The 12671-nt window shown below is 71.7% G+C and carries 14 protein-coding genes; 6 read left to right on the plus strand and 8 right to left on the minus strand.

Translation table 11 applies throughout. From position 1 onward, the window contains the following. The first annotated feature begins 99 nt into the window (after nt 1-99). Nucleotides 100-432 (plus strand): VOC family protein, encoded by a 333-nt coding sequence (locus tag GPA04_RS14150; RefSeq protein WP_156224830.1) that lies wholly within the window; start codon nt 100-102, stop codon nt 430-432. Nucleotides 433-490: 58 nt separating this feature from the next. On the opposite strand, the gene GPA04_RS14155 is transcribed toward GPA04_RS14150, so the two are convergent. The 5 genes from GPA04_RS14155 to GPA04_RS14175 are packed head-to-tail and all read right to left on the minus strand — an operon-like array spanning nt 491 to nt 5268. Continuing rightward, nucleotides 491-1915 carry an FAD-dependent oxidoreductase gene (locus tag GPA04_RS14155; RefSeq protein ID WP_162458619.1) on the minus strand — a complete coding sequence of 475 codons (1425 nt, stop codon included), beginning with the start codon at nt 1913-1915 and terminating at the stop codon, nt 491-493. Beyond that, complete coding sequence (locus GPA04_RS14160; protein ID WP_156224832.1) at nt 1899-2663, minus strand: SDR family NAD(P)-dependent oxidoreductase; 765 nt, start codon at nt 2661-2663, stop codon at nt 1899-1901. Before GPA04_RS14160 ends, GPA04_RS14155 begins: the two co-directional genes overlap by 17 nt. After that, a complete protein-coding gene (locus tag GPA04_RS14165; protein WP_156224833.1) occupies nt 2656-3648 on the minus strand; it encodes an ABC transporter substrate-binding protein in 993 nt (330 codons plus the stop codon). Before GPA04_RS14165 ends, GPA04_RS14160 begins: the two co-directional genes overlap by 8 nt. 47 nt (nt 3649-3695) lie before the next feature. After that, on the minus strand, nt 3696-4439 hold the full coding sequence (locus tag GPA04_RS14170; protein WP_156224834.1) for an ABC transporter ATP-binding protein: 744 nt from the start codon (nt 4437-4439) through the stop codon (nt 3696-3698). 4 nt (nt 4440-4443) lie between these two features. Next, nucleotides 4444-5268 carry an ABC transporter permease gene (locus tag GPA04_RS14175; protein ID WP_156224835.1) on the minus strand — a complete coding sequence of 275 codons (825 nt, stop codon included), beginning with the start codon at nt 5266-5268 and terminating at the stop codon, nt 4444-4446. 334 nt (nt 5269-5602) lie between these two features. Between GPA04_RS14175 and GPA04_RS14180 the strand changes: the two genes are divergently transcribed. Genes GPA04_RS14180 through GPA04_RS21235 form a run of 3 tightly spaced genes read left to right on the plus strand, consistent with a single transcriptional unit; the run spans nt 5603 to nt 8836 of the window. Next, a complete protein-coding gene (locus tag GPA04_RS14180) occupies nt 5603-5965 on the plus strand; it encodes a DUF6507 family protein (RefSeq protein WP_156224836.1) in 363 nt (120 codons plus the stop codon). Between the two features lies 1 nt (nt 5966). Beyond that, a complete protein-coding gene (locus GPA04_RS14185; protein ID WP_156224837.1) occupies nt 5967-8123 on the plus strand; it encodes a hypothetical protein in 2157 nt (718 codons plus the stop codon). Continuing rightward, nucleotides 8123-8836, plus strand: a complete 714-nt coding sequence (locus GPA04_RS21235; RefSeq protein WP_206674234.1) for a hypothetical protein — start codon at nt 8123-8125, stop codon at nt 8834-8836. The genes GPA04_RS14185 and GPA04_RS21235 overlap by 1 nt, the downstream gene beginning before the upstream one ends. A gap of 23 nt (nt 8837-8859) precedes the next feature. Here GPA04_RS21235 and GPA04_RS14195 read toward each other — a convergent pair whose 3' ends face one another. After that, entirely contained in the window at nt 8860-9255 is a 396-nt protein-coding gene (locus tag GPA04_RS14195) for a hypothetical protein (RefSeq protein ID WP_206674235.1), read from the minus strand. Beyond that, complete coding sequence (locus GPA04_RS14200; RefSeq protein ID WP_156224838.1) at nt 9252-9890, minus strand: nucleotidyltransferase domain-containing protein; 639 nt, start codon at nt 9888-9890, stop codon at nt 9252-9254. The genes GPA04_RS14195 and GPA04_RS14200 overlap by 4 nt, the downstream gene beginning before the upstream one ends. A 203-nt stretch (nt 9891-10093) precedes the next feature. Between GPA04_RS14200 and GPA04_RS14205 the strand changes: the two genes are divergently transcribed. After that, nucleotides 10094-11080 carry an aminoglycoside phosphotransferase family protein gene (locus tag GPA04_RS14205; RefSeq protein WP_156224839.1) on the plus strand — a complete coding sequence of 329 codons (987 nt, stop codon included), beginning with the start codon at nt 10094-10096 and terminating at the stop codon, nt 11078-11080. A gap of 4 nt (nt 11081-11084) precedes the next feature. Here GPA04_RS14205 and GPA04_RS14210 read toward each other — a convergent pair whose 3' ends face one another. Continuing rightward, nucleotides 11085-11891, minus strand: a complete 807-nt coding sequence (locus tag GPA04_RS14210; protein ID WP_241680805.1) for a DUF1206 domain-containing protein — start codon at nt 11889-11891, stop codon at nt 11085-11087. 58 nt (nt 11892-11949) lie between these two features. Here GPA04_RS14210 and GPA04_RS14215 point away from each other — a divergent pair, with 58 nt between their 5' ends. After that, nucleotides 11950-12549 carry a hypothetical protein gene (locus GPA04_RS14215; RefSeq protein ID WP_156224840.1) on the plus strand — a complete coding sequence of 200 codons (600 nt, stop codon included), beginning with the start codon at nt 11950-11952 and terminating at the stop codon, nt 12547-12549. The last annotated feature ends 122 nt before the right edge of the window (nt 12550-12671 follow it).

Genomic DNA, 12671 nt, shown 5'->3' on the forward strand with positions numbered 1-12671 from the left:
CGGTCGCCTCGCCCGTCGCCAGGACCGGTTGCGCTTCACAACTGGCAGGGCTACGGTGGAGTGACCGCTTGCGAACTGCAACTAGTGAGGTGTTCGACGATGATCCGCGGAGTGCTTGCCCACTGCACCGTGACCGATCTCGAGCGGGCGGAGGACTGGTACACCCGTCTCCTCGGCCGCGGACCTGACGCACGCCCGATGCCCGGACTGCTGGAATGGCGACTCGGTGAGGGCTTCGGCATGCAGGTGTGGTCCGAGCCCGACCGGGCCGGCGACTCCTGCGCCGTGCTCGAGATCGTCGACCTCGACGCCACGGCCGCCCGGCTCACGGCCGCCGGCCTCGAGCACGACGGTCCCCAGCCCGGCGGCGGGGCGAGGATCCTGCAGCTCACCGACCCCGACGGCAACCGCATCGTCCTCACCGGCGACTGAACCCCCGCACCCGACACCACGCGGCGTGCATGCCGCGACCGCCCGAGCCGCTCGCTCATCAGCCCTTCGTCGCGCGGTCGAAGTCCTCGAGCAGCCGCTCCGCCTGGTCGGCGAGCAGCCCGGCGCACACCCCGCGCACCACGGTGTCGCTCCCGATCGGCAGCGAGTTGATGCCCGTGCACTGCGGGCCGACGCTCGGCCAGCCGACAGGCCCGAACAGATAGAGATTCCGCAGCCGCTCCGAGGCGGCGGCATCCCGCCCGACCACCCGCATCGTGGCGTCCAGCACCGGATACCGCGCCAGCGCGGCGCCCATCGGGTCGGTCGGGATAGCCACGTCTCGCGAGACCCATCGCGCCATGTCCCCGGCCACCGGAGCCAGCCACGGCACCGCGTCCACGTCGACCGCGAACCCGGTCGCCACCACGAGCAGGTCGAACGACTCGACCGCGCCGTCGGCGGTCCGCAGCTCCAGCCCGTCCGCACCCTCACGAGCGCCCACGACCGCAGCACCCAGCCGCAGCTCGTACTGCTCGAACCGCGTGCACCGCGCCACCGAGTGGTCCGGCGGCGGCATCGGCAGCGACAGGAACCGGTGGGCGAGCTCGAACCGCACCCGCTCGGGCAGCGCCGCGAAGTGCCGGTAGACCCCGCGCGACTCCACCGCCCGGGCTGCGTTGACCGTCGGCAGCGCCGGCCGCCGCACCAGCTGCACCACCCGCTCCGCGCCCGCCTCGAGCGCGACCGCCGCGTTGTCGAACGCCGACGCCCCCGCCCCCAGCACCGCCACCCGGCTGCCCGCGAGCGCTGCCACGTCCAGGTGCCCGGAGGAGTGGATCCACCGGTGCCGCGGCAGGTCGGCGACGAACGGCGGCAGCTGGGGCCCGCCGAAACCGTCGGTCCCGGTGGCCACGACCACCGCCCGCGCCCGCAGCACCTCCTCGGTGCCGCCGGCCACGACCCGCAGCGTCGCGGTGGACCCGTCGGTGTCGAGCGCGGTCACCTCGCAGCCGTTGCGCACCTCGATCCCGAACGTCTCCCGGACCCACAGCAGGTACGTCTGCCACATCTCGCGCGGGATCAGCCCGAGCCGCTCCCACGCCTGCTCCCCGTGCTGCGCCGCGTACCAGGACCGGAACGTGGCGCCCGGGATCCCGGCGTCGGGCCCGTGCAGGTCCTTGGCCGTGCGCAGCGTCTCCATCCGCGCCCACGTCACCCACGGCCCCTCTCGCCCGGCCGGCCCGCGGTCGAGCACCAGCACCCGCCTGACGCCCTCGTGCGTGAGCTTGGCCGCCGTCGTCAGGCCGGCCTGGCCACCGCCGATCACGACGGCGTCCCACCGGTCGTCCTCGGGCGTCCAGACCGTCTCGGGGTAGGCGATCAGCCGCCGCTGCGCCAGCACCTCGCGGCGCAGCGCGTCGAGCCCGATCGGGACCTCGGCGTCTGGCGGCGCGGCGCTGAGCAGCTCAGATGGTGTAGCCACCGTCGACCCCGATGACGGCTCCCGTGGTGTACGCGGCGTCGTCACGCACCAGCGCCGCCACGATCGCGGCCGTGTGCTCCGGCTTCGCGAGCTCCTTGATCGCCATGAAGGAGACCATGTGCGCGATCTTCTCCTCCGAGTGCCGCGCCAGCATCTCGGTCGCCGTGGGCCCGGGGTTGACCAGGTTCACCGTGATCCGCCGCGGCCCGAGGTCGCGCGCCATGCCCTTGGTCATCCCGATCAGCGCCGCCTTGCTGGTCGCGTACAGCGATCCCTCCTCGCGCGCCATCCGGGTGGCCACGGTGCTGCCGATGTGGACGATCCGACCGCCGTCGGGCATCACCGCGACCGCCGCCTGACTGAGCATGAACGGCGCCACCACGTTGACCGCGAGCGTGCGTTGCACGTCCGCCACCGAGAACGAGCCGAACGGCTGGTAGTCGCTGATCGCGGCGTTGTTCACCAGGATGTCGAGCCCGCCGAGCTGCTCGACGGCGGTGCTCACCAGTGCCTGTGCCGTCACCGGGTCGCTCACGTCGCCCTGGAACGAGGCGGCCCGGCCGCCTGTGGCACGAACGCCGTCGACGACGTCCTTCGCCGAGGAGGTCGAGGACTCGGCGACGTAGGAGACCAGGACGGCTGCGCCGTCGTCGGCCAGGCGCTTCACGATGCCGCGGCCGATGCCGCGCGTGGAGCCCGTGACCACCGCGACCTTGCCCGCGAGCGGGCCGCCCGCGGGCTCAGTCACCGAGCACGCCCTCCAGGGCGGTGGTGTCGATCGCGACGTTCAGGTCGGGGACGTCCGGGAGCGTGCCGGCCTCGACCAGCGCCTCGCCGAGGGAGTCCATCCACGCGATGTCGGACTCGGTCGGGATGGTGAGCGCGTAGTCGCGGCGCTCGATCGTGATGTCCGCCGCCTCCGGGCTCATGCCGGTGGCCTCGGCCATGTACGCGGCGGCGTCGGCGGGGTTCTCGTTGACCCAGGTCACCGAGGCGTCGTAGCCGGTGAGGAACGCCTGCACGGCCTCCGGGTTCTCCTCGATGTAGTCCTCGCGGGCCACGATCACGATCGGGTTGAGGAAGAAGTCCGTGCCGTCGACGACGACGTCGGCCAGGTCCTCGAGCTGGGCCTGGGCGTAGAACGGGTCCCAGGTGTACCAGGCGTCGATCGCGCCCGAGGTGAGGGCGGCCAGGCCGGCGTCCGGCGGCACCTGGATGTAGTCGATGTAGTCACCCGGGAGGTCGGCGTTCGCCAGCATCAGCGCGAGGAACGGCGCGAGCGCGGAGCTGAAGCCGCCCACGGTGAGGCCCTGCAGGTCCTCGATGCTGTCGATCCCGGACCCCGGGGGCACGAGGATCGCGTGGGTCTCCGGGCTGGTCTCGGTCATCGCGATGATGCGGGCGTTGGTGGCGCCGAGCATCGCCGGCGGGTCGTAGCCGCCGATGACGAGGTCGACGTTGCCCGAGGCGAGGGCGGAGACGCCGTCGGCGCCCGAGGAGACGAACTCCACCGTCATGCCGGAGGCGTCCTGACCGAACGGCTCGTCGAACAGGCCCAGCTCCAGGCCGGAGGGGAGCGCGGGGTAGGACACCACGGTGGCGACGTTGGGCAGGTCGATCGCGCCGCCGTCCTCGCTCGAGCCGCCACCGCTCTCGGCGTCGTTGTTGCACGCGGCGAGCGTGAGCACGGTGGCCGCGGTGGCGGCCAGGGCGATGAGGGGACGAGTGCGCATGGGGGTTGCTCCGAGTGGGGTGGGGGTGGCGTGGGCCGGTGGCCGGGTCAGTGGACGAGAGAGAACTGGGCCAGCAGCGAGGCGCGCACGTGCGCGAACTCGTCGGAGGCGCGGTTCCGGGGGAAGGGCAGCGCGATGTCCTCGACGTGCCGCACGCGCCCGGGGCGGGCGGCCATCACGACGACGCGGTCGGCCAGCACCACGGCCTCCTCGATGTCGTGGGTGACGAGGAGGGCGGTGGTGTTGTGCTGACGCCAGACCTCACGCAGCGCGTCCTGCATCTCGATGCGGGTGAAGGCGTCGAGGGCGCCGAAGGGCTCGTCGAGGAGGAGCACGTCGGGGCGGGGTGCGAGGGCGCGCGCGATCGCGGCGCGCTGCGCCATGCCGCCGGAGAGCTCGTGCGGGTGGGCTCCTGCGAACGCCTCGAGGTGCATCAGCGTGAGCAGCTCGTCGGCGCGCTCGCGCTGCTGGGCGGCGGTGCCGACGAACCCGAACAGGATGTTCTGGCGCACCGTGAGCCAGGGGAGCAACCGGTGCTCCTGGAACACCATGCCGGCCTCGGTGCTGGGCGCGCTGACGCGGCGCTCGCCCACGTGGACCTCACCGGTGTAGTCGGTGTCGAGCCCCGCGATGCAGCGCAGCACGGTGGACTTGCCGCAGCCGGAGGGGCCCACGAGGGCGACGAACTCGCCGGCCTTGACGTCGAAGGTCGCGCCCTGCAGGGCCACGACGTCGCCGTTGCGTCCGGAGAAGACCCGGCTCACGCCGTCGACCGTGATCGAGGTGCTCATGGGCTCACATCTCCCGCTCGATGGTGTCGCGCCAGTCGAGGAGGCGGCGCTCCAGGAGGCGCACCAGGGAGTCGACGACCTTGCCGACGACGGCGAACACGATCAGGGCCGCGAGCACCACGTCCACGCGGACGTACTCGCGACCGGTCTGCATCCAGTACCCGACGCCGGAGTTCGCGCCGGTCAGCTCGGCGATGACCAGCGCGAGCCAGGCGATGCCGAGCCCCAGGCGGATGCCCTGCAGGATGCTCGGCATCGCGCCGGGGACGACGATCCGCCGCAGCGTGGCGAGCGTGGACAGCTCGTACATCCGGCCGACCTCGAGGAGCTTGCGGTCGATGCTGCGGATGCCGTGGTACATCTGGATGTAGACCTGGAAGAACGTCGCGAACGCGATGAGGATGACCTTGGGCAGCTCGCCCAGGCCGAACCAGACGATGAACAGCGGCACCAGACCCATGATCGGGACGGTGCGCAGCATCTGCACGGTCGGGTCCAGGAGCCGCTCGAAGAACGAGGACAGCCCGGTCACCGCGCCCAGCGCGAGGCCGAGCACGGCACCGATCGCGAACCCGAGCAGCCAGCGGCCCACGCTGGTGCCGAGGTGCATCGGCAGGGTGCCGTCGAGCGTGCTGGTCCACAGGGTCTGCACCACCTCGACCGGCGAGGAGAACAGGATCGGGTTGACCCACTCGAACGTGTAGGCCAGGTACCAGAAGACCAGGATCGCGACCGGGACGAGCCAGCCGATCGGGAAGCCGCGACGGCGGGACCGGCGCCTGGGCTGCGGGGTGGTGGCCGTGTCGAGGGCGGCGGCGTCGACGGCCATCAGCGTCCCTCGGTGTTGGTGGTGCGGGCGGTGGGGCGGCCCGTGCGCGCGCCGGGTGGGCTCACAGCCACTCCTCTCGGGCCCGGGTGACCCGGAGCGCGCCGGAGCGAGCCAGGGTCACCGCGACGTGATCACGCGCGAAGATGCGCGTGACCCCTTAGTACAGGTTTCAAGCACGCCCCGCGACCGCCGTCCGGCTGGTCTCACATGGTGGCGGCCTTGATCGGGCCAACGACGGGGTTTTACCCAGGTTGTCCACAGGGTGTGGACGAGCCCTGCGAGAAGCGCGTCGTCGTCGCTAGCGTCCTTCAGGACCGAGGGAGGGGGCGCGGGGATGGCGCGATGGGAGCTGGATCCGGAGCGGGTGCGCGGGGTGCTGCGCGCCGTCGAGCAACGACGCACGGAGCTGGATCAGGCGCTGCGCGAGACGCGGGTGTCGGGCGTGGTGCTCGACGTCTCGGGCGGCGGATGGCCGGTCGCGGCGGTCCCGGCCGCCGTCGAGGGCTTGCTCGCCGACCAGGTCGCGCGGCTGACCCGGATGCGCCAGCACATCGACGCCGGCGTGGTGGGAACCTCGCTCGCCGTCGCGGCCTACGAGGCGGGCCAGGAGGACATGGCCGCGACGTTCCAGCAGCAGGCGCTGACGGCGGCCGAGTCGGGCGACCTGGCGCCGTTCGTCCCGTATCTGGAGCCGTGACGTGGGGTTGTCACCGATCCTCGAGTCCGCCGGGGGAGGAGGCGCGCGGGAGTGCACCGGGGCTGACGGGCTGATCGACCCGGCGGGGTTCGCGTGCGGCGCCTCGGACCTGCAGCCCTCGCGGGTCGAGATGGCGGCCGACGACCTGACGCGCCTCGGTTCGGCGGTCCGCTGGGAGATGACCGGCATCGCCGCCGAGTGGGCGGGGATGCGCCCCTGGTACGTGGCACCGGAGCGGGACCGGTTGCTGGCGCTGATGGAGGCGCCCACCGACGACGCCCGCCGCCTCGAGGAGCAGCTGCGCGCGGCGGCACGGCTGCTGGTGACCTACGCGGGTGAGCTGGCGGGCATCCAGCGCACGCTCGCGGACCTGGAGTGGCGGGCGTCGGCGTTCCGGGAGCGGGTGCGGCACGGCGTGATGGTCCCGGTGTCGGAGAGCGGGCGACCCACGCTGCTGCAGACGGTCGTCGGGCTGGTCGGCGGGCCCGAGCCCGAGGTGCTCGTGCACTGGCGCGAGTCGGCAGAGGCGGTCGCGGAGAACGAGGCGTTGCTGGCCGAGTACTGGCAGATCCTGGAGCGGCTGAGCACGGCGGCCGACGAGGTCGAGAACGGCATCCGAGCACTGCTCAGGGACACCGCGCTGGTCGAGGACACCCACCCGGTCCCGGCCGAGGCGTTCGACGCGCCCTATCTCGAGATGCCGTGGGGCTGGCCGGCGACGGAGGAGATGAACGTCGTCGAGGACATCGCCGAGGGCGGGCGGCGCATCTGGGACGGGCTCCTCGCGTTCCTGCCGCTGTTGGGCATCGATCCGACGACCGGGGTGCACAGCCTCGGCACCGCCGCCCAGTCCTGGCTCGGCGTGGGGAACCTGCTCGGCTCGGTGATGGTGGCGGCCGCCTACCCCGAGGCCAGGATGGAGCGCTGGGGCCTGGCGCAGCTCCCGTGGTTGCAGGATCGGTACCGCACGGCGGAGTCGGCCGGGCTGATGGTCGGCTACGACGCCGCCGCAGCGGACGCGGGCGAGTCGGCCTGGCACGGGTGGCGGGACAACCCGTGGGCCACCGGGATGGATGCCGGCTTCAACGTGCTCTCGATGGTGGCACCGGGCGCCGGGGCGGCGCGCTTCGCGACGTTGTCCGCGCGCCCAGCCCGCTGGGCGCGCATCACCGGGCTGGGCGCGGACTTCCTCGTTCCCGGTGGCTCCTTCGCCGTGGCGAGCGCCGCCCGGGTCACGGGGAACCTGGCCGACCTGGCGCGCTTCGGCGACCACCTCCCGGGGGTCGCGGTCCGACAAGCCGGCGCCGTCGACGCGTTCACCCACACCCCCGCCTCGGACCACCTCTTCGGGTCGACGACGGCGGAGCGGCCCGGTGGTGTCGACACCGTCGACGAGGTGGCCGGTTCGGATGAGGTGCCTGCGGGCTCGGACGCCTGGGAGCCGACCGCCGAGCCCGATCTCGACGGCGCACCCCCGCAGCAGCCGCCCAACGACCCACCGGGAACCGGCGGAGGTGACGGGACCCCGGGCGATGGCGCCGGCGATGATCCTGCCGACGGCGACGACGCGCCCCCGGTCCGGCCCGAGCTGCTCTCTCCGTGGCACCCGGGCGTGGTCTCGTCCGTCGAACCGCTGTATCCCGACCTGGAGTGGGCGCAGACCTACGGGTCGGGTGACGTGCACCTGCCTGGGTGGGATCCGCCGCGGACTCCCGCCGACACGTTCACCCCTGGCTCCGGCGGGCACGGCTGGTACGCGGAGATCCGTGAGGTGAGCAAGCCGTCATTTCAGTACCAGATGCAGGTCTCCGGGCTACGTCCCGATGCAGCAGGCCGGTTGCCGGAGTACTACCGGACGACGCCGGCCGGCCGCGAGATCAGCTACGACGGAATGGTCATGCGTGGAGACATCGCCGTGCATCAGGAGATGAAGAATGGGTGGGACGACATCGCGTTCACACCCAACTCCGCCAAAGTGGAACAGATCCTCGACAAGTGGATCGAGCAAGCCCAGGACCAGGTCGGCGGCCTGCCGCCGAACGGTGTCCTTGAGTGGCACTGCTCCAACCCGCACACCGCAGCCGCTCTGCGCGCGGTCTTCGCGGATAGGCAGTACCAACTCGGCGATGTCGTCGTTCTCTACACTCCGGTCTTGTGATGGGCCAGATCTCCACCTCAGCTGTCGCGTGGCAGCAAGAGAAGACGACCCTCAGTGCGACATGGGCGCGCGCCAACGAGCCGGTCGAGTGGATTGCCGCGGCGACACACAGATTCGTCGCGGGACTCCTAGAACTCCTTGATGTCCCTGAATGGATCACCAGCGACCGCATCCCATGGCCCACCGAGGAGACCGCGCAGCACCAGCTCATCACTGACAATCTCGTCGCCTACGAGGGACGAGTCGCCGTCGGCAGTGGCTATGGGATCTCGCTTTACGGGGCCGAGCTGCCCAGTCCGAAGATGATGATCAGGGCGGGCGCTGTCGACGTCGGTAACCGCATACCGATCCATTTTGCCGGGCTCGGCTTCGACCCCCGCTACACCTCGGCGCCACCGCGTGAGGTCGTCGACGATCTGGTCGCGCTCGCCGTGCGCGCATGGAACCCGTTGACCGTCGACTTCACAACGACGGCGGTCCACGCCGAGGCTGGGCGCAGCGGCTGGGACGTCCCGGTGGGCTACCGGCTCTGGACCAGCCCCGAGGTGGGAACCTTCAGCGAGGTCGCCGAGGGCCTGACGGTTCGTCCGCTGGAGGGTGGCACCCTCCTCTCAGCCCCGGACGACTGGGGATACCTCGCCGTCGCCGAGGCCATGAGGCAGACCCTCGAGGCCAACGATCTCGACGAGATCCCGCACGCCTCGGACGTATGACCACCACCACCCCGACGAGCTCCTCACCGGCCGTTGACCCGGCGCGCGGAAGCCAACAGCGTCTTCATCGCGCGTGACGCCGCGGTCCTGTCCTTAGCTGATACGGATTCTGGCGAGTAACCCGCCTTCGTCTTCAGCTGCAGCAGCCGCGACAGAGGCGCAGCACGTGCGGCGTCAGCTTCCCCGAGAAGCGCAACTGCCTCCTGATGGTTCTCGCCGCGGCTGTAGCGCCGAAGCTGGGCGATGCAGATCGCGTCAGCTGCAGCGATCCCGGCGTGTACCGCAAGCGTGACGAACGCGTCGCCCACGTCCTCTGCCTCCTCGGCGAGGTCGAGCACCAGGTTGGCTGCATCTGCGAACTGCTGGGCTTTGGCGAGCCGCTGCACACCGACCTGCGGTCCAGCATTGACCACCCTCACGCCTTACCCCTTTGCGCACGTGTGACGCGTCGACGGAACGCATCTGGATCGCCGTGTAGTGCGATGCCCTCGCGCAGGATCTGGGCGAGCGCAGGATCGGCCGCAACGGCCGCGGACTCGATCTCATCGTCGTCGAGCACGAAAGCCCGGGTGTCGTTACCCGTCCAGGAGGTCGCGACCCGCTGAAGCTGGATGACCTGTCCTTCCCAGACACTGGCGTCGACCTCCCGAGGCCGTACCAGGAACACGTCGAGGTCGGAATCTGCGCTAGCGGATGTCGTCGCCCACGAGCCGAACAAGGCTGCGTACACCGGCGGCGCCTCCCATTGTCGAAGGAGGTCCTGGAAGCGTCGCTGCACCTCCTCGGTCAGACGAGCCAGGGCCACGATCGCGGGGGCTGCGACGTGGTCGTTGTTGAACCGGTACTGCTGTCCCCGCGCGCCAACCGCCGCGGCGGTGACCACACCTTGCTTCACCAGGCGCGCCAGTGCCCGTCGGACACCTTCCAGCGACCCCCGCGACAGCGCGCTGGTCAGCTGTGAGGCGGTCACCGCGGCATCGATGGTGGCAAGCCGGGCCAGGACGTCGCCGTCCAGCGTCGAGGTGGCCACGGCGAGCGGCCGCTGTGGTTCCAAGGTCCGCACCTTCCTATGATTGTATGGATCTTCGTAGAATCATACGCGTAGGCGTACTTTTGTACGACAAGTTCGTGGTGCGGCACCGCGTCCGCGCGTGCACCGCCGTCGGAAGGAGCCGTCCTACTCTGGGTGAATGACTGCCTGGCTCTCGACCTCTTCCCATCCGCCGGGCAAAGGACACCGCTAGCGCGGTCCGGCTCATGGATGCTTCCCCTCGCCCTGATCGCACCGATCTGCCCCGCGCGGTCACCGACCTGGTGCCGCCGGGGTTGATCGATGCCGTGCACGGGCACGTGCCGGCACCAGGATTCGCCAGCGGTGACACCTGGTTGATCACCGCGCCCGGGCTGGTCGACGAGCTCACCGAGCTCTGGACCCTCACGGTGACCGGGCCGGCCACCTACGGCAACACCTCGCTCGTGCTGCCGGTCACCAGCCCGCAGGGTCCTGCGGTGCTCAAGCTCGCGTGGCCGCACCCTGAGCTCCGCGAGGAGCACCGGGCGCTCACACTCTGGGGTGGCCGCGGCGCGGTCCGGCTGCTCGCCGCCGACCCCTCCCGCTCGGCCCTGCTGCTCGAGCGCCTGGAACCGCGCGACCTCGGCGGCCCGCCTGTCTCGGTGCTCGACTCGTGCGAGGAGATCGGGCGCGTCGCCGCCACCCTCGACCGGCCGGCGCCGGCGTGGCTGCGGCAGCGTGCGAGCGAGCACCTGCGCACCCTCGCCGCCGACATCGACGCCCTCCGTACCGGCCCTCACTCCCACGCCCTGCCGCGGCGGCTGCTCGAGCGCGGTCGCTCGCTCGCGCTGGATCTCGCCGCGGAGCCGGACATCGACGCCAGGCTCGTGCACGCCGACCTGCACCAGCACAACGTCCTGTGGCGCCCCGACCCGGGCGAGTGGGTCGCCATCGACCCGCACGCGACCGCCGCCGACCCGACCTGGGTCGTCGCGCCTGCGCTCTGGAACCGCTGGGAGGACGCCGTCGCTGCCTACGACACGCGGGTCCACCTCAACGTGAGGCTGGACGTCGTCTGCGAGGCCGCTGGCCTCGATGTCGACCGCGGGCGCGTGGTGAGCGAGCTACGGATCCTGCGCAACGCCGTCGGGGACGTCCGGGCGCAACCACCAGACCTGGCAGCCGCACTCACCCGGCACGTCACCATCCTCAAGGCGCTCCAGCCGGGCTGACCGATCACATCCGCGAGTAGCGCGCCCGGGCGAAGGAGTAGAGCCCGTAGGCCGCGAGCCCGACCGCCACGACCAGCAGCAGCACGACGCCGAACGGCTGGTCGCGCAGCGTCTTGAGTGCGGCGTCCAGACCGGTGGGCTGGTCGGGGTCGGCCTGCAGCGCTGCGGTGAGGAACAGCCCACCCATGACGGCGAGCGCCGCACCCTTGGCGACGTAGCCGACCATGCCGAGCACCGTCACGGCGCGGCTGACCTGGCGCTTGCCCGTGCCGCCCAGGTCCTCGAGGAACTTCCGCTTCGCACCCTTGACGACGTGATACCCGCCGACACCCAGCACCACCAGGCCCAGCAGCCCGACCAGGATCCGCCCGGCCGGGGCCGCCATCAGGGTGGCGGTCGCCTCGGAGGTGGTCTCGCCGCCGTCGGCACCCGCGCCGGTGACGACGCGGAACGCCGTGAACGCGAGGGCACCGTAGACGACACCCTTGCCGGCCGCCTTGACCCGGTCGAGCAGCTGGTCGCGGCCCGAGCCGCCGTGCGAGACGATCGCTTCCACCAGGTGCCACAGCGCCAGGGCCGCGAACGCCACCGCGCACACCCACAGCAGCACCGAGCCGCCGGTGCTCGAACCCAGCTGCTCGAGCGCGCCCGCCTCGTCGGCCTCGCCGGAGGAGCCGAGCGCCACCTGGGCGGCGATCCACGCGATCAGCAAGTGCACCACGCCGCTCGCGGCGTACCCGATCCGCGCGACCCGCTCGAAGGCGGTGCTACGGCTCGCTCGCTGGGCCATGCCCTGCACGTCGTTGTTCACGGCCTGATCTCACCACTGTGCGGCCCGGTTGGCCAGCCCGCCCTCGTAGCCTGGTCCGATGCCGATCGACCTCGACACCCTCCGCGTGGAGGTTCTGCCCGCCGAGCAGACGGATCCGACGGCGGAGCTCACCCACGAGCTCGGCGCCGGGATGGTCGTCAGGCTGGTGAGCGCGACGCCGGCCGGGCCGGAGAGCCTGGCTCGCTCCGCCGTCGAGCTCCCGATCGAGAGCCTGCTGAAGATCGGGGTCGGGGCCACGAACAGGGCCGAGCTGGAGGGCATCGAGATCAGCCCGCGCACCGTGGGGGAGCATCGGTACCTGGGGGCGGTCCGCGAGGGATCGCGGTACGTCTCCTCGATGCTGGTCTCGCCCGGCGGGCCGTTCGGGCTGGAGGGCGTGACCGACCTGCTGGTCGCGGCACCGCGCCGCTCGCTGGCGATCTGCCGGCCCATGGAGCGCGCGTTCCCGGACCCGTGCGCCACGCTCGCCACGCTGACGGCGTCCCTGCACCAGAACGCCGCCGACCCCTGCACGCCCCACGTGTTCTGGTGGCGGGACGGCACGCTGCACCGGATCCACGTCGACCACCAGGCCCGCCGGGTGACGGTCGCCCCCGAGGTCGCCGGCCTGGTCGACCAGCTGCCGCGCCAGATCTGAGCCGCCCAACCGGGCGCGCGGCCACCCCACCGCGACGAGATCGCACTTGTGGCTCGAGATCGCACCTGCGGGGGTGCGATCTCAAGCCAGAGGTGCGATCTCGTGCGACAGGGTCGGCCGTG

This window comes from Pseudactinotalea suaedae (assembly GCF_009733815.1).
Classification (GTDB): Bacteria; Actinomycetota; Actinomycetes; order Actinomycetales; family Beutenbergiaceae; genus Pseudactinotalea; species Pseudactinotalea suaedae.

Excerpts from the sequence above, each read along its gene's own strand:
- GPA04_RS14150 (WP_156224830.1), top strand. The coding sequence starts at position 100 with ATGATCCGCGGAGTGCTTGCCCACTGCACCGTGACCGATCTCGAGCGG.
- GPA04_RS14165 (WP_156224833.1), bottom strand. The coding sequence starts at position 3,648 with ATGCGCACTCGTCCCCTCATCGCCCTGGCCGCCACCGCGGCCACCGTG.
- GPA04_RS14170 (WP_156224834.1), bottom strand. The coding sequence starts at position 4,439 with ATGAGCACCTCGATCACGGTCGACGGCGTGAGCCGGGTCTTCTCCGGA.
- GPA04_RS14175 (WP_156224835.1), bottom strand. The coding sequence starts at position 5,268 with ATGGCCGTCGACGCCGCCGCCCTCGACACGGCCACCACCCCGCAGCCC.
- GPA04_RS14180 (WP_156224836.1), top strand. The coding sequence starts at position 5,603 with ATGGCGCGATGGGAGCTGGATCCGGAGCGGGTGCGCGGGGTGCTGCGC.
- GPA04_RS21235 (WP_206674234.1), top strand. The coding sequence starts at position 8,123 with ATGGGCCAGATCTCCACCTCAGCTGTCGCGTGGCAGCAAGAGAAGACG.
- GPA04_RS14205 (WP_156224839.1), top strand. The coding sequence starts at position 10,094 with ATGGATGCTTCCCCTCGCCCTGATCGCACCGATCTGCCCCGCGCGGTC.
- GPA04_RS14215 (WP_156224840.1), top strand. The coding sequence starts at position 11,950 with ATGCCGATCGACCTCGACACCCTCCGCGTGGAGGTTCTGCCCGCCGAG.